Source organism: Arsenicitalea aurantiaca (genome assembly GCF_003994485.1).
Classification (GTDB): Bacteria; Pseudomonadota; Alphaproteobacteria; order Rhizobiales; family Devosiaceae; genus Arsenicitalea; species Arsenicitalea aurantiaca.
In genome coordinates this window covers 457,518-473,561 of record NZ_RZNJ01000002.1, presented here as the reverse complement: position 1 = coordinate 473,561, position 16,044 = coordinate 457,518, and the positions used below count along the sequence as shown (strand labels likewise).

13 protein-coding genes are annotated in these 16,044 nt (G+C 66.8%); 3 read left to right on the top strand and 10 right to left on the bottom strand.

Translation table 11 applies throughout. From position 1 onward, the window contains the following. Nucleotides 1–7: 7 nt before the first annotated feature. The 7 genes from EMQ25_RS06705 to ltnD form a co-directional block, all read right to left on the bottom strand. Complete coding sequence (locus EMQ25_RS06705) at nucleotides 8–1,951, bottom strand: D-apionate lactonase family protein (protein ID WP_127187782.1); 1,944 nt, start codon at nucleotides 1,949–1,951, stop codon at nucleotides 8–10. 17 nt (nucleotides 1,952–1,968) lie between these two features. After that, complete coding sequence (locus EMQ25_RS06700; RefSeq protein WP_127187781.1) at nucleotides 1,969–2,937, bottom strand: ABC transporter permease; 969 nt, start codon at nucleotides 2,935–2,937, stop codon at nucleotides 1,969–1,971. Next, nucleotides 2,934–4,862: a sugar ABC transporter ATP-binding protein gene (locus EMQ25_RS06695; RefSeq protein ID WP_127187780.1), complete on the bottom strand. Its 1,929-nt coding sequence runs from the start codon at nucleotides 4,860–4,862 to the stop codon at nucleotides 2,934–2,936. The genes EMQ25_RS06700 and EMQ25_RS06695 overlap by 4 nt, the downstream gene beginning before the upstream one ends. 96 nt (nucleotides 4,863–4,958) lie before the next feature. Continuing rightward, nucleotides 4,959–5,945: a substrate-binding domain-containing protein gene (locus tag EMQ25_RS06690; protein ID WP_204569920.1), complete on the bottom strand. Its 987-nt coding sequence runs from the start codon at nucleotides 5,943–5,945 to the stop codon at nucleotides 4,959–4,961. Between the two features lie 49 nt (nucleotides 5,946–5,994). Next, nucleotides 5,995–6,750, bottom strand: a complete 756-nt coding sequence (locus EMQ25_RS06685) for a FadR/GntR family transcriptional regulator (protein ID WP_127187779.1) — start codon at nucleotides 6,748–6,750, stop codon at nucleotides 5,995–5,997. Between the two features lie 164 nt (nucleotides 6,751–6,914). Continuing rightward, nucleotides 6,915–7,682 (bottom strand): 2-oxo-tetronate isomerase, encoded by a 768-nt coding sequence (gene otnI / locus EMQ25_RS06680; protein ID WP_127187778.1) that lies wholly within the window; start codon nucleotides 7,680–7,682, stop codon nucleotides 6,915–6,917. A gap of 3 nt (nucleotides 7,683–7,685) precedes the next feature. Next, on the bottom strand, nucleotides 7,686–8,594 hold the full coding sequence (gene ltnD / locus EMQ25_RS06675; RefSeq protein WP_127187777.1) for an L-threonate dehydrogenase: 909 nt from the start codon (nucleotides 8,592–8,594) through the stop codon (nucleotides 7,686–7,688). A 103-nt stretch (nucleotides 8,595–8,697) separates the two neighbouring features. On the opposite strand from ltnD, the gene EMQ25_RS06670 reads away from it, so the two are divergent. From EMQ25_RS06670 to otnC, 3 genes are read left to right on the top strand one after another with little or no spacing between them, the layout of a single operon-like run. Next, the gene (locus tag EMQ25_RS06670) at nucleotides 8,698–9,708 is read left to right on the top strand and encodes a LacI family DNA-binding transcriptional regulator (protein ID WP_280177628.1); all 1,011 of its coding nucleotides are present in this window, start codon (nucleotides 8,698–8,700) and stop codon (nucleotides 9,706–9,708) included. Nucleotides 9,709–9,739: 31 nt separating this feature from the next. Continuing rightward, nucleotides 9,740–10,984, top strand: a complete 1,245-nt coding sequence (gene otnK, locus EMQ25_RS06665; RefSeq protein WP_127187776.1) for a 3-oxo-tetronate kinase — start codon at nucleotides 9,740–9,742, stop codon at nucleotides 10,982–10,984. Continuing rightward, nucleotides 10,981–11,619 (top strand): 3-oxo-tetronate 4-phosphate decarboxylase, encoded by a 639-nt coding sequence (gene otnC, locus EMQ25_RS06660; RefSeq protein WP_127187775.1) that lies wholly within the window; start codon nucleotides 10,981–10,983, stop codon nucleotides 11,617–11,619. The genes otnK and otnC overlap by 4 nt, the downstream gene beginning before the upstream one ends. A gap of 1 nt (nucleotide 11,620) precedes the next feature. On the opposite strand, the gene EMQ25_RS06655 is transcribed toward otnC, so the two are convergent. From EMQ25_RS06655 to EMQ25_RS06645, 3 genes are read right to left on the bottom strand one after another with little or no spacing between them, the layout of a single operon-like run. Then, nucleotides 11,621–13,183, bottom strand: a complete 1,563-nt coding sequence (locus tag EMQ25_RS06655; RefSeq protein WP_127187774.1) for a Ppx/GppA phosphatase family protein — start codon at nucleotides 13,181–13,183, stop codon at nucleotides 11,621–11,623. Beyond that, the gene (locus EMQ25_RS06650; RefSeq protein ID WP_127187773.1) at nucleotides 13,180–15,351 is read right to left on the bottom strand and encodes an RNA degradosome polyphosphate kinase; all 2,172 of its coding nucleotides are present in this window, start codon (nucleotides 15,349–15,351) and stop codon (nucleotides 13,180–13,182) included. The genes EMQ25_RS06655 and EMQ25_RS06650 overlap by 4 nt, the downstream gene beginning before the upstream one ends. After that, the gene (locus tag EMQ25_RS06645) at nucleotides 15,344–16,039 is read right to left on the bottom strand and encodes a P-loop NTPase family protein (protein ID WP_127187772.1); all 696 of its coding nucleotides are present in this window, start codon (nucleotides 16,037–16,039) and stop codon (nucleotides 15,344–15,346) included. Before EMQ25_RS06645 ends, EMQ25_RS06650 begins: the two co-directional genes overlap by 8 nt. Between the last annotated feature and the right edge of the window lie 5 nt (nucleotides 16,040–16,044).

Below are 16,044 nucleotides of genomic sequence, written 5' to 3'. Positions count from 1 at the left end.
CTTCTGGTTAGCTGGCCCGGTCGGCCATGAGCCGCACCACCGCATAGGCATCAAGAGTGAGGGGCTCGCCCCCGGCTGATTTCGAATTATCGAGGAAGGCGGGGTCTTTCGCCGCCTCGGCAAAGCTGTCCGCATCCAGCCGGGCGACCGCGCCGACCGCGAAGTCCGGCGCGATGGTGATCGCTTCGCCGGTCAGGTTGGCGAGCCAGACTTCCGTGCCCTCGCCGGTGTGGATTGCGAGGCCCAGGAGCTGGCCGGGCCGGGAAATGTCGAGGGCAAGAAGCTCCGCCCCCTTGCGGGCGGCAAGCCCCCGGAGGACGTGGAAAACGGGATAGACGCCTCCGGCCGTGTCGAAGAAGGGCTGTGGCAGACCGGTCTGCGCAGCCACGGCGCCATGCGCACCGACGGGCGCCCCGATGGCGATGGCCGAGGCCCCACCATAGGCAAAGCGCGCGAAATAGCCGAGCGCCCACGCGGCGCCCAGCAGGCCGCGCTGGCGGGGATCGTTGCGGTTCATCGCCTGGCGGATGTTTTCGGGGTTCTCCTTGGGCGCCTCACCATAGGGATTGTCGCGCATTCCCATGGCAGACGGACCGACGGCGTAGGGGCGCTCCCCGGCGATGGCCACGGCGCTTCGGGCAATGGCCGGGAGGGCCTGGACGGTTTCGGTGACCGAGCGGTCGTCGCCCGCGTGAACGAGAGCGGATGTCGTGAAGCTCACGAGATCCAGCGCCTCGGTGGGCGGCCGCTTGCGGTTGAGCTCAGTGAAATAACTGAACATGCCGCCGCCGATCCGGGCCTCGGGGAAGGCCCGGCGGGTCACCTCATACATCTCGCGCGCCGGGGGGGCGGGCGGCCATTCGCTGCCGGGCAAGGTGCATTTGAGATCGGGCGCCGGCGAAACGAGCACGGTCCTGAAGGGTGAGCCCAGAGCCTCGCAGATCTTGCCGAGCGCGGCGATTTCGCTTTCAAAGCCATCGACGGAGGTGACGACCGCTTCGAGCCATGGCTCCGCGCCGATCTCCCGGGCGAACGCGACTTGGGCACGCAGCGTCGCCTCGTCATGGCCTCGGCGCGCATCATGGTGGCAGATGATATGGGCGGCGCCGATCTGGGACACGGTGCTGGCGACGGAGCTCGCTGCGGCCGTGTCGGCGGGATCGAGCCCGAGCCCCAGAGGCGGCACCTGCCCCGTGGGCGAGCCTATGGCGACCGTGACCGGCGCGTCCGAGGCACCCGTTGCGGCATTTCCTTCGATCGTAAGGGTGATCGCCTGCTCCAGCGTCTCACCCCTTGCGATCGTGTAGGGCCATGGCAGGGCGAGCGGACGCACATAAGTCTTGTAGGAGGCGTCGGTCCAGTTGCGCTGGTCCTCCATCTCGAAAGTGTCACCCTCCATGCGGCAGGCGACCCTGAGCCCATCGGTCCAATGGGTGAGTTGGCGCAGATCCATCATGGGCTGGACGGGGTCGATGAGATCGGGGAAGCGGTGCTCGACGACCCGCCCGTCGGTGTGGGCCATCTCCACGCGCTCGCCGGCGACGCCATCGATGGGATGGAGGATGACGAAGCCCGTGCGGTTGGTGAGGAAGTCGGTTTCGGCCGTTCCCCGGCTCGAAAAGACCAGCCGACCGCTCGCCTGCCCCTCGATATGGGCCGAGTACGAGAAGGCCTGCGCGGCATCGGCGGCGCGAGCGGTGTAGGTGACGACGAAGCCATCGGCGCGTTCGTCCACCGTCAGGTCCTCGATTACGGGATCATAGGTGCCCCAGTCACGGTCGCGCACGATGAAGGAGATGGCGCGGATGACTTCGATGCCACCGAAGCGGATGTAGCGGAGGTTGCCCGCTTCCAGCTCGGCCGTGAGCGGACCTGCGCGAAGGATGCGCGGGGGCGTGACGGGCTGCTCGGTGCCGAAGAGCCGGATGGCGCGACTTGGGGTCTCTGACATGGATGCCTCCTTCTTGTTCAGCGCGCCGAGCGCCAGTTGACGAGCCGCTCGGCGAGAAGCGCGAGGATGATGATCGAGCCGATGGCAGTGCCCTGCCAGAAGGGCGAGACGCCCATGAGGTTGAGGCCGTTCCGGATCATCACCATGATCAGCACGCCGATCAGCGTGCCGATGATCGACCCCCTGCCCCCGTAAAGGCTCGCGCCGCCGATGACGACGGCGGCGATGGCGTCGAGCTCCATCTGGTTGCCGGCAAGCGGATCGGCCGAAAGGATCTGGGCGATCGAGAAGGTGATGGCGACGGCCGCGAGTGCGCCCGAAATGACGTAGGGCAGGATGGAATAGAGCAGCACGTTGAGGCCGGCAGCGCGGGCGGCCTCCTTGTTGGAACCCACCGCATAGATGGTGCGGCCGCCCTTGGTGTAGGTGAGATAGGCCCAGGCCAGAGCGTAAAGCGCGAGCAGGAACAGAACGTTGGCCGGGATTCCCAACACGACGGTATAGACGATGTTGGAGAGATCATAGGGGATTGCCGAGATCGCGGTCTGGCCCGAGAAGATGTAGGCGAGGCTGCGCGCGATGGCCATCATGCCGAGGGTGACGACGAAAGGCGCGAGGCCGAAAACCGCGACGAGTACCCCCGAGACGAGCCCGATGCCGCCCCCCGCGAGGACAGCCGCGCCGATGGCGAGCGGGATCGGCATCTGCTGGAGCGCGAGCCCCAGGACGATGCCGGTGAGGCCCGCGACCGACCCCACCGAGAGATCGATGCCCCCGGTGAGGATGACGAAGGTCATGCCGACGGCGACGATGCCGATCACGACGGACTGGTCGAGGATGTTGAAGATGTTGTTCTGCGTGAGGAAATAGGGCGAGAGCAGCGACAGGGCCACGGCCAGCACGAGGGCGAGGCCCAGCATGCGCACTTCGAGGCTCTTGGCGATCCGGCCAAGGCCGCCGGCAAGGGGTGACGTGGAGGTGGTCATCGGTTTGGTCCTGTTGTCTCTTCGGCGTCGGTGCGGGCGATGACGCGCTCGACGATGTCGCGCGGGTCGGGCACGGCCTTGCCCGCAGCGAGGGTGAGGCCGATCCAGCCCAGATCGTGCCCGCGCTTGTTGCGCATGGGCACGAGCAGGGTCTGGAGGCCGGTTTCGGGCTCGGTGACGAAGCCCTCGGATTTCTCGGTGACGGCGCGGGCAATCGCGGTTTCCGCCCCGGTGGCGGCCTCGCCGGCAGCAAGGCCGATCTCGGGGGCGCCATCGGCCGATGCGGCGCCGAGGCAGATGAGCTCGTCTCCGTCGACCAGCGCCCAGAAGGCGGTGGCACCGAACTCCGCGCTGAGGCTTCTGAGCAGGCTCACATTGCGCTCGGTCGAGGTCCGCGGCGCGGCAAGCAGAGTCAGCTTTTCCTCGTTCAGAACGCTCGTGGGCAGATTGGCGATGGAGAGCCCGTCGCTGACCACGACGACACGCTCGCAGACCCCGAGGAGCTCCTCGAAATCCGAGGAGATGACGATGACGGCGACGCCTTCGGCCGCGATGTCGCGGAGAATGGCGTAGATCGAGCTGCGCGTGCCGATATCGACGCCCTTGGTCGGCTCGTCGAGGATCAGGATTGTGGGTTCAACCAGCAGCCAGCGGGCGATGATCACCTTCTGCTGCATGCCGCCAGAGAAGTTGAGGAGGTTCGAATCGAGCCGGTCGGCGGGGAGGCCGAGCTTGCCGAGGAGATCTGTGACCTTGCGGCTGCGCTGGCCGTAGCCGAGGCCGAACCCCTTATGCCGGCCGATATGGGCGAGCAGCAGATTCTCGCGCACGGTCAGGTCGGGCACGATGTTCTGGGCCCGCCTGTCCTCGGCGACGAGGCCGATGCCGAGGGCGATCGCATCGGCGGGCGTGCGCGGATCGACGGCCTTGCCATCGATGCGGATGGTGCCGGCGTCGCGCGGCCGCAGCCCGAAGATGGCCTCGACGGCTTCCGATCGCCCCGCGCCGACGAGACCGCCGAGGCCCAGCACCTCCCCGCGGCGCACGGAAAAGGAGACATTGCGCACTTCGGGCCGGGCGGCGAGGTTCTCGACCTCGAAGACGATTTCGCCGCTTGGAGTGGCCCGCACGGCTTCACGGTTGCCGTAGATCGCGTCGAGCTCGCGGCCCACCATGTGGCGGATGATGTCGGACTGGCTCAGCTGCGCGGTTTCAAGATTGCGCGCGACGGTCGTGCCTTCACGCAGGATGGTGACGCGATCGGTGATCGCGAAGACCTCCTCGAGCCGGTGCGAGACGAAGATGAGGCCGCGCCCATCATCGCGCAGGCGGGCCATGATGTCGAAGAGGCGATCGACCTCGGAGGGGCTGAGCGACGCGGTCGGTTCATCGAAGATGACGAGGCTCGCATCGAGTGCGAGCGCCTTGGCGATCTCGACGAGCTGCTTTTGTGCTGCCGACAGGCGCCGCACCTCGGCGTCGAGCGGCAGGGCATGGTCGCGGCCGAGGCGGGAGAGAATGGCGTGGGCGCGCTTGCGCAGCGCGCCGTAGGAGAGCCGGCCGGCGCGGCCGAGCTCGGGCAGGAAGATGTTCTCGAGCACCGACATCTCGGGCGCGAGGCTCGTCTCCTGCGCGACGAGCGCGATGCCGGCGCGCAGGGCATCGCGGGTCGAGCGGATGGCGAAGGGAGAGCCGGCATAGCTCATCTCGCCCGCATCGCGCGCGATGTGGCCGCTGACGATGCGCGAGAGCGTGGACTTGCCCGCGCCATTGGCGCCGAGCAGGCCGTGCACCTCCCCTGACCGCACTTCGAGTGCTGCGTCGACAAGGGCACGGGTGCTGCCGAAACGCTTGGAGACGCCGGACGCGGACAGCATGATCGTGCCGCTCGCGGTCTGCTCGATACTGGCCGTGGCCATGGTCATGACTTGCCTCTGCCGATTGGGTGCGGCCCGCCACGGACGCCGGATGATCCGGCGCCCGCACTGGGCGAGCCGCAGGTTCGCGTCAGGGTCGAAGGCCTATTGGACTTCGCCCGCGAAGACCGTCTGGCTGATGGTGGGCAGCATTTCCTCGATGTTCGAGGAGGTGACGATCACGATCGGCACGAGGATCTCCTTTTCCACCTCATTGCCTTCGAGATGGTCGAACAGCGCCTCGGCGGAGGTCTGGCCCATCAGGTAAGGCTGCTGCATGCCCGAGGCGACGAGTTCGCCGGACTGCAGGAGCGGGACGAACTCTGGAATACCGTCGAATGCGGCAACCAGCACCTCGCCCTCGCGACGGGCGGCGCGGATGGCACGGAGTGCGCCGATCGCGGGCTGGTCGGTCTGGACGAAAAGGCCCCGCATCTCGGGATTTGCGGTCAGCATGTCCTGAGTGAAGCGGAAGGTCTCGTCGGCGGTGTAGGACTGCATCTGCTGAAGGCCGGCGTCGCCGGTGATGCCCGCCGCGGCGAGCGCGTCCTTGAAGCCGGCGGTGCGGGCCTGGCCGTTGAGGCGGGCCTGCGAGATGGAGACGATACCGACCGAGCCATCTTCCCAGCCCTTTTCGATGAGGGCTTCGGCCAGGGCAGCGCCCGTGCCGTTGGCGCCTTCATAATTGTCCGAGATGATGAAGGAGACGTAGTTGCCGCTATTGGTGCCGATATCGGCGATGACAACCGGAATGCCGGCATTCTCGGCGAGCTGCAGCACGCTCGGAGCGGTCGAGCTGTCGGTTGGGGAGAGCACGATGCCGGCGACGCCGCGGGCGATCGCGTCCTGCGCGTTCTGGAGCTGGGTCTGGGCGCTATTGGCCGAATCGAGGGCCTGGAAGCCGTAGCCCTTCTCGGTCGCCACCGCTTCGACGCCGCGCGCGAGATAGCGCCAGAACGGCAGGTCGAGGCCGGGGGTGAGGTAGACGATGTTCTGGGACTGGGCGAGCGCGGGTGCGACGCCGCCGAAGCTGAGCGTGATGGCAGTGGTCGCCATGGCAGCCATGGCCAGTAGTTTGCGACGGGTAGTCATAGTTCGATCCTCCCTGGGATGAGCCGCATGGGCGTGCGGCCTGTTGCCCTCAGCGCCGCCTGCCGCCCGTCTGGGCCAGCAGGTTCCGGGTCGAGGTATAGATGCGCTCTTCATGCGCGGCGAAGGCCGCCATGGCCGCGACGCGGTCGCGCTTTTCGAGCGCGGCCACGATGGCCTGATGGTCGGCGAAGCTCTGGGCGATGGTGCCCGGCTGCGAGATGGCGCGCCGGCGGTGATCCATCATGTAGGTGTAGAGATCGGTGACGATGTCGGCGAGGAGCGGGTTTCCGCACGCCCGGTAGATGGCGACGTGGAATTCACGATCGCAGATGAGGAACTGCACCGGGTCCTCGATGCAGGCCGCCTGGGCGCGGAGCGAACGGTGGAGCCGCTCGAGCGTCTCGCGCGGGAATTTTTCGGCTGCGTCGCCCACCACCTGCTGCTCGATCAGGAGCCGGGCGCCGTGCACCCAGTCGAGATCATAGCTGTCGACGTTGAGCCGGTTGGTGATGCCGACCGCCATGCCGGAGAAGTCGACATTGGCGACGCGGGTGCGAGTGCCGTGGGCGACTTCGAGGATGCCCTTGGCTGCGAGCGTCTGGATGGCGCCGCGGACGGTTTCGCGGCTGACCGAGAGCGCGGCGGCGAGCTCGCGCTCGCTCGGCAGCTCGTCACCCACCTCCATGACGCCCGAGGCGATGAGCGCGGCGAGCTTGTCGGCGATCACGTCCTTGATCGTCCGGCGTTCGAGGGAACGGCCGAGACCCGTGGACTTGTCGAGCAGCAATTTGTGAGCCGCAAGCACGCCGGGTTCCTCCTCCCCGTGATCCGGTGGTCCATCCACCAGACCAGTTGAGAGAACCTTATCGGCGCGTGGGTGTCAACCCTCTGCAGGCGAGCTGCAGGCGCGGTTCGAGGGCCAAGCAAAAACGCCGCCCCGATCGGGGCGGCGGTGATAAAGGCGTGGGGTCAGAGCCGCTCGCGCCAGGAGAGGCCGGCGACCGTATCGCCTGCGGGCCGGTACTCGAGGCCGACATGCCCGGTGTAGCCGAGCCGGTCGAGCGTGCGCAGGATGGCGAAATCGTCCAACTCTCCGGTGCCCGGCTCGTTGCGGAGCGGAACCGAGGCGAGCTGGACGTGGCCTGTGATCGGCAGCGTCGCCTCGAGCGCCCGGGTCACGTCGCCATGCAGGATCTGGCGGTGATAGATGTCGAACTGAAGCTTCAGGTTCGGCCGGGCGAGATCGGCAATGAGGTCTGCCGCCATGCCGAAGTCATCGAGCAGATAGCCCGGCATGTCGCGCCTGTTGAGCGGCTCGATGAGGAGATCGAGCCCTGCTTCGCCCAGCCGGTCCGCCGCTTCGGCGAGCCGGTCACGATAGGCGGCGCGCGCGGATGCATCTGTCGATGGCGCGATCCCGGCCATCATGTGGAGCCGCGGCACGGCGAGCACCTGCGCATAGTCGAGCGCCTTGTCGAGATAGCCGCGCCATTCCCCGACACGATCAGGGAAGACCGCGATACCGCGCTCACCCTTGCTCCAGTCGCCCGGCGGCATGTTGAAGAGGACGACCTCTACGCCGGCATCGGCGCGCGCGCGGGAGACTTCGTCGGTCGGAAAATCATAGGGGAAGAGGAATTCCACCGCATCGAAGCCTGCGGCCGCAGCGGCGGCGAAGCGCTCGAGGAACGGGACCTCGTTGAACATCATGGTCAGATTGGCGGCAAGGCGCGGCATGGATCAGTCCTCCTCGGTTCCGGGCAGTTTGACCCCGGTGATCCGGGCGATCAACCGGGCGACGGATGCGTCATCGTCGCGCCCCATCCCGGCGGCGGATGTCGCAAGGAACATCTGCTGGGCGGCGCTCGTCAGCGGCAGCGGGAATTTCTCCTTGCCGGCGATGGTCGAGAGGATGCCGAGATCCTTGACCCAGATGTCGGTGGCGCTGTGCGGGGTATAGTCTCCGGCGAGGATGTGCGGCACGCGATTGGCGAACATCCAGCTGTTGCCGGCCGAGGCGGTGATCACCTCGTGCACGGTCTCGAGGTTGAGCCCGAGCTTGCTCGCCAGCGTCATCGCCTCGCAGGCAGCCGCGATGTGAATGCCCGCGAGGAGCTGGTTGATGATCTTGTAGGCGCTGCCGAGGCCCGCTTCGTCGCCCAGCCGGTAGACCTTTGCGGCAATGGCCGAAAGCACCGGATCGGCGGCGGCGAAGGCCTCCTGGCTGCCCGAGGCCATCACGGTGATCTCGCCGGCGAGCGCCTTGACCGACCCACCACTCACTGGCGCATCGAGGTAGAGAAGCCCCTGCCCTTCGGCCTTCGCCGCAAGTGCGCGCGCATCGTCGGGCGCCATAGTGGCCGACGAGATGATGACGCCACCGGGCGCCATGGCTTTCGCAATGCCGCCCGCCCCGAAGAGCGCATCCTCGGTCTGGGCGGCGTTGACGACCATAAGAAGCACGGCCTCGGCGCCTTCGGCTGCCGCTGCGGGATTGTCGAATACCTGGCCGTTCTCTGAGGCGAAGCGGTTACGTTGCGCGTCGGACAGGTCGCAGCCACGCACGTCGATCCCTTCGCGCAGCAGCGAAAGCGCTGCGCCCAGACCCATGGACCCCAGGCCGATCACGGCCACCCTCATTCCACCCATCCGCAGTTCCTCCGAGATGACAGCGCTGACATTTCTTCCTTAGCCCGCTTGCACGGCCGAGCCAACCCGATATGGTGCCGCTGTCATAAATGATGAGGCGGATGTGAAGCGACCGGCTACCCATGGGGTCACTCTGGCGGACGTCGCGCGCATGGCCGGCGTCAGCGAGATCACGGCCTCTCGCGTGATGCGCGACAGGGGTCCGATCCGTGCAGAGACCCGGGACAAGGTGCTGCGTGCGGTCGCTGCCACGGGTTATGTCCGCAATGGTCTTGCCGGTTCGCTCGCCTCGGCGCGCTCCAACCTTGTCGGGGTTATCCTGCCCTCGCACACCAACAACGTCTTTCCCGAAGTCATGGCCGGCATCGGGCAGGCACTGTCGCGCTCGGGCTATCAGCCGGTGGTCGGGGTGACCGACTACGACCCTGCAACCGAGGAAGCGCTGGTGCGCTCGCTGCTGGCCTGGAAGCCTGCTGCAATGATTCTGACCGGGCTCGAGCACACGCGCGAAACCCGCCGCATGCTCGAAACCGCCAGCATCCGTGTCGCCGAGATCATGGACATCGACAATCGACCCATCGATCTCGCCATCGGGTTTTCCCATCTCGAGGCCGGGCGTGCGAGCGCCCGGCATCTGCTGGCGCGCGGCTATCGCCGGATTGGCTATGTCGGCCACGACCTCGATGCGGATCTTCGGGCTGCGGCGCGGCTCAAGGGGCTCGTCGACCAGCTGGGTGAAGCGGGCGCGCCGCTCGAGCGGCGTCACCTGACGGGTGGCGCGAGCTCGGTACAGCGCGGACGGAGCGGGCTCGGCGCTCTGCTCGCCCAGCATCCCGATTGCGACGTGGTCGTTTTCTCCAATGATGACATGGCCGTGGGCGGTGTCTTTCACGCGATGGCGGAAGGGATGGACGTGCCGGGGCGCCTTGGGCTCTTCGGCTGCAATGGGCTCGATATCGGCCAGGCGTTGCCTAAGCCGCTTTCGACGCTGAGGGCGAACCGGCAACGAATCGGCGAGATCGCGGTGGAGCGGATCGTGATGGACGACGGGCCCGAGACCGGGCCCGCCATCATCGATGTAGGATTTGAGATCGTCGCCGGCGCGACCGCGTGACGAGGATTAGAAGGCAGGAAAGGACGCTCCAATGTTCATTGGCGCAATCGCGGACGATCTGACGGGGGCGACGGACCTCGCGCTCATGCTGGCTCGGGAGGGGCTCGAAGTGCTGCAGGTGGTCGGCGTGCCGGCCCCGGACAGCGATTTCGGCAGCGCCGAGGCGGTCGTCGTTTCCCTGAAATCACGCACCAACCCGGCCGAAGAGGCGGTGGCTATGTCGCTGGCATCGGCGGAGGTGCTGCTGGCTGCGGGGGCGCGGCAGCTCTTCTTCAAATACTGCTCGACTTTCGATTCGACCGATGAGGGCAATATCGGGCCGGTGACCGACGCGCTTCTGAAGCGGCTGGGGGAAACCCGCACCATCGCCTGCCCGGCTTTTCCGGTGAACAAGCGCACCGTCTACAAGGGGCACCTGTTCGTCGGGGACGAGCTGCTCTCGGACAGCCCGATGAAGGATCATCCGCTCAACCCGATGCGGGACGCGAACCTCGTGCGCGTGCTCGGGCGACAGGCGAAAACGCCCGTGTCGCTGATCGCCTATGAGACGGTATCGCAAGGGCCCGACGTTCTGGCGGAAGCGTTAGAGCGGCTTAAGGGCATTGCCATTGTCGATGCGGTGAGCGATGCGGACCTGAGGACCATCGGTCGGGCCGCGAAAGGCCTGCGGCTGATCACTGGCGGTTCGGGCGTCGCGCTTGGCCTGCCTGCCAATTTTCTCGAGGCGCCGCGGGCGCCGGACACCGAGCCTATGGCGGCGGCGCCCGGACGGGCCGTGGTGCTCGCGGGCTCCTGCTCCACCGCAACCCGGCGACAGGTCGCCGCTGCCATCGCTGCGGGCATGCCGGCCATGCGGCTCGACGCCATGGCGATTGCCGAGGGCCGCACCCGCGTCGAGGATGCGCTGGCTTTCGTGCGCGAGCATGCCGATGCCATACCGCTCATCTATTCAAGTGCCGAGCCCGAGGCCGTACGCGCGGTGCAGGAACAGCTGGGCCGGAACGCGGCGGGCGAGACGGTGGAGCACTACCTGGCCGCTGTGACGCAGGCGCTGAAAGACGAGGGGTTCACCCGGTTCCTCGTTGCGGGCGGGGAAACCTCGGGTGCGGTGGTGGCGGCGCTCGGCGTCTCGGCGCTGCGGATCGGACCCGAGATCGATCCGGGCGTGCCCTGGACGGTCTCGCACGGCACCGACCAGAAGCTAGCGCTGGCGCTGAAATCGGGCAATTTCGGCACGGACGACTTCTTCATCAAGGCCTGGGACCTTCTCAAATGACGGCGACCATCAGCGAAGAGACCCGGGCGCGCGACGAGATCTGCAAGGTCGGCCGCTCGCTGTTCGAACGGCGACTGACCATGGGATCGACCGGTAATATCAGCATGCGGCTCTCGGACGGGACGCTGCTGATGACCCCGACCAATGCGAGCCTAGGAGACCTCGACCCCGCCAGACTGTCGCTGCTCGACAGTGATGGTGCGCACATCTCCGGGGACAAGCCGACCAAGGAGGCGTTCCTCCATTCGTGCATGTATTGCGAGCGGAATGCCGACCACGCGGTGGTGCATCTGCACTCGACCCATTCGGTGGCGGTGTCGATTCTCGCCGATGTCGATCCGGCCGACGTGCTGCCCCCGCTCACGGCTTATTTCGTGATGCGGGTGGGGCGGCTGCCCCTCATTCCCTATTTCGCTCCGGGCGACAGGGATCTGGCGTTGGCGGTGAAAAAGGAGGCCGGCACCCATCACGCCGTGCTGCTCGCCAATCATGGGCCGGTGGTGTCGGGCAAGACCCTTCGCGAGGCCCAGTACGCGACCGAGGAGCTCGAGGAGACGGCCCGGCTCTTCCTCATGCTCGATGGACGGCCGATCCGGCCGCTGACGCCAGCACAGGCCGACGCGCTGAGAAAGTAGCTCAGGCGGCCGGTTCGGCGGCAAGCACCGCGATGGACGTCGACTTCACCCCGCTTGCGACATTGCCCAGCTGGTCGAGCCTGCCGCGCAGATGCTCGCCATCGAGGAAGGCGAGATCGGCCGGCAGGTGGAGGGTCAGCGTCTTGTCGAGGAGGGTGAAGCGGGCGCGCGGGAGGACGCCCGGCATGGCGGCGGACATGGGATAGCCAACGCGGAAGGCCGCCGCGATCAGCCGCGCACGGGCCGATCCGTCCTCGCCGGCGAGCGCCATCAGCGGCTGGGCGACGTGCTTGGACTTGAGGCCCATATAGCGAAGCGCCAGCACCTGGGAGAGGAAGGCGCGGCCGGGATGGTCAATGCCGGTCAGCGCGCTGTAGGCAACCATATCGACGCTCTGGGTGCCGCGATAATCGGGATGGCCGCGCCAGCCGATATCGGCGAGAAGGCAGGCCACATGCCGGAGCCGGCGCTCGGCGGGCGTCTCCTCTATGGCGAGGGCCGCGAAAATATCGTCGGTGAACGCCATCAAATCATTGGCGTGGGCCGGCGACCGCGAGCGCAGCAGCGACATTTCCTCGGCCGCCTGCATCAGCGGGTCGACCGCCTGCTCGCGCGGGTCGAGGAGGCCGTAGAGATAGCCCTCGCGCACGCCGAGGGCTGAAAAGACCACCTTGTCGAACCCCCCTGCCCGCAGCACTTCGCCGAGGACCGACGCGCCATAGGGCACGAGATCGCGCCGCGACGAGCTGACGGCGTCGCTGCCGGGCATCGGCTTGCCTTCGGCAAGGGCGGAAACGATGTCGTCGCAAAGCTTGAGGACGGTCTCGCTCCGCACCTCGTAGTGCTGGATCATCCGGAGCGGATAGTCTTCCTCGGCCTGGAGGATCTTGGCGAGGGACCGCCAGGTGCCGCCGATGGCGCAGAAGGTGCGACCCTCCTGACCGGTGCAGAGCTCGGAGGTCGCGAGCCGCTCGCGCACGATGTCGGGAGCCTTGGCAGGGGTGTTGTCGCTATCGTCCTGAAGGCGGATGACGCCGAGCTGGTGGGTCTCGCCGACCGATTCGGTGCCATTGAGCATCGAGGACAATTCGAGGCTGCCCCCACCGAGATCCCCGACGACGCCGTCGAAATCGGGCATGCCGGCAATGACCCCGAGGGCGGCGAAATGGGCCTCCTCCTCACCGCTGAGCACGCGGACGGGCGCGCCCATGATCTTCTCGACCGCTTCGACGAAGGCGGCGGCATTGGCCGCATCGCGCACGGCGGATGTCGCGAGAATATGGACCCGGCCGACGCGCATGAGCTTGGACACGAGCGCGAAGCGCTGGATCGCCGTCAGCGCGCGATCGATGTTCTCGTAGGCGAGCCGCCCGGTGGCAGCGACGCCGCGACCGAGCGCGCAGCTCGACTTTTCGTTGTAGAGCGCGGTCAGCGCCCGGGCGTGCCGCTCATAGACGACGAGACGGACCGAGTTGGAGCCGATATCGAGCACCGCCACCGGCCGCGCACCCTTGATGCGACCCTGGGCAGTCGGGTCGGCGTCGACGCCCCAGAACTGGTTCACTCATCCCCCTCGTCACTGTCGCGTCGGCTGGCACTGCCGCGCCCGGACAGGCTGGTGTTGGTCATGAAATAGTCGTGGGCGTTGAAGGGTTCCTCACCCTCCTTGAGACGCACGCGGTGGGAGCTGCCATCGGGCAGCACTTCCCAGCTCTGCTGGTTGTCCTTGAAATAGGCCACCATCATGCGGTCGAGGATCTGCTTGTGCACGGTCTTGTTGAGGATCGGCACCATGACTTCGACGCGCCAGTCGAGATTGCGCTGCATGATGTCGGCCGAAGACATATAGACCCGCGCTTTGCGCGAGGGCATTTCCTCGCCCTGCCCGAAGCAGAAGACCCGCGAGTGTTCGAGGAAGCGTCCGACCACCGATTTTACTCGGATGTTGTCGGAGAAGCCCGGTATGCCGGGCCTGAGGCAGCAGATGCCGCGCACGATCGCCTCGACCTTCACCCCGGCCTGGCTCGCATCATAGAGCGCATCGATGATCTCGGGATCGACGAGCGAATTCATCTTGAGCCAGATGGTGGCAGGCTCGCCCTTACGGGCGTGCTTGATCTCGCGGGCAATGCATTCGAGCAGGGTCTGGCGCAGGTTCACAGGCGATGCCGCGATCGCCTCGAGCTCGGTGGGGCGGGCATAGCCGGTGATGAAGTTGAACACGCGCGCGACGTCGCGGGTGATCGAGGGGTCGATCGTGAAGTAGCTGAGGTCGGTATAGATCTTGGCCGTGATCGGATGATAGTTGCCCGTGCCGAGGTGGCAGTAGGAGACGAGCTTGCCCTGCTCGCGCCGGACCACCTGGCTCATCTTGGCGTGGGTCTTCAATTCGATGAAGCCGAAGACAACCTGGGCGCCGGCGCGTTCGAGGTCGCGTGCCCAGCGGATATTGGCCTCCTCGTCGAAGCGGGCCTTGAGCTCGACGAGCGCGGTGACCGACTTTCCAGACTCCGCGGCGAGGACGAGCGCCTTGACGATCGGGCTGTCGCGCGAGGTGCGATAGAGCGTCTGCTTGATCGCGACGACGTCCGGATCGCGCGCGGCCTGCATGAGGAATTGCGCGACGGTATCGAAGCTCTCGAAGGGATGGTGGACCAGCAGGTCCTTCTGCCGGATGGCGGCGAACATGTCGCCATTATAGTCGCGGACGCGCTCGGGGAAGCGCGGCATGTAGGCGGGAAATTTGAGGTCCGGGCGGTTGATGTCGCAGATGCGCGCAGCGTCTGCGAGCCCCAGGAAGCCCTCGACCTCAAAGGTATCGGCGCTGGTCACGCCGAGCCGGTCGGCGATCTGCCGGCGCAGGGCGCGCGGCATCTTCTTTTCGATCTCGAGCCGGATCACCTGGCCACGCCGACGCTGGCGGAGGGCCGATTCGAACTCGACGACCAGGTCGGCCGCTTCGTCGTCGATCTCGATCTCGCTGTCGCGGATGACGCGGAACGCTCCGGAACCGGCGACCTCATAGCCCGGGAACATCTTGTGGAAGAAGAGATTGATGAGCGTGTCGATGGTCACCACCTCGACGCGCCCGTCGGTCGCGAGACTGGGCGGAAGGGTGATGAAGCGGTCCAGATTGTGCGGAACGCGCACGAGCGCCGTCATCGCGGCGGCATCGCCGGGGCCGGTGAGCTCGAAGGCGAGCGAAAAGCCGAGATTCGGGATGAAGGGAAAGGGGTGCGCCGGATCGACCGCGATCGGAGTCAGGACCGGGAAGATCTCCTCGCGGAAGAGCTTCTGGAGGTATTTGGTCTGGTCGGGGGTGAGATCGTCGATCTCATGGATCACGACATCGCGAGCAAAGAGTTCTTCCCGCAGGGTCTGCCAGTGATCCTGCTGCTCGAGGTGCAGGTGCTGGGCGAGGGTCGCGATTTCCTCGAGCTGTTCGGTAGGGGTCAGACCATCCGCACTCTTGCGCGTGATGCCTGCGCGCACCTGGTTCTTGAGACCAGCGACGCGCACCATGAAGAATTCGTCGAGATTGTTCGCCGAGATCGAAACGAACCGGAGCCGCTCGAGCAGCGGGTGATTGACGTTGCCCGCCTCCTCCAGCACCCGCATGTTGAACTGCAGCCACGAGACCTCGCGATTGACGAAGCGGGCCGGACTCGCGCGGAGCGCGTCGATGTCGCTCGCCGTGGGCTCGGCCTCGGCAAACTCGGTCAGGTCAGTCATGATCGTCGGCCTCGTCCCAATCCTGTGCCGCCCCGCGCTCGGCCAAGGCTTCGGCAGCGATGGCGCGGGTGATCGGCGATTTACGTGCAAGGGCCAGCCGATCCATCGTCTCGACAAGCGCGACCGCCTCCTCGGCGGAGCGCTCCATGCGCTGGACGAGATAGGAGAGAACGCGCGGCTCGACGGAGATCTGCCGGTCCCCGAAGAGCTTTACGAACATCTGTGACAGCTGGATGTCGTGGCTGACCGTTATGGCAAAGCGCGCGGCGAGCCGGGCGCGCGAGAGAAGGTCCGCGGTGCGAAACGGCCAGTCCGCGACTTCGCTACGGGCGGTCAGCAGGAGCGGACGGCCCGCACGCATACTCTGATTAAGGAGATGAAAGAGCGCGGCCTCCTCGAAGCCCGCCCGGTCGGCATCCTCGACGATCAGCGGCAGGGTGCCGCCCTCGGTCGCGGCAGCCTGCGCCTGGTCGGGCCCGACGAAGGCGGCGCCGCTACGGTCCGCGAAGATGCGTGCCAGATGCGACTTGCCCGAGGCGCCCGGCCCCACGATCAGCGTCAGCGGCCCGGGCCAGGCGGGGAAGGCGCGGATGTGATCTAGCGCCAGCCGATTTCCCTCGCCCACGATCAGGTCGTCCTCGGCATGGGAGGGCGTGTGCCCGTATTCGAACGGCAGCTGACCTTTCATGGGCT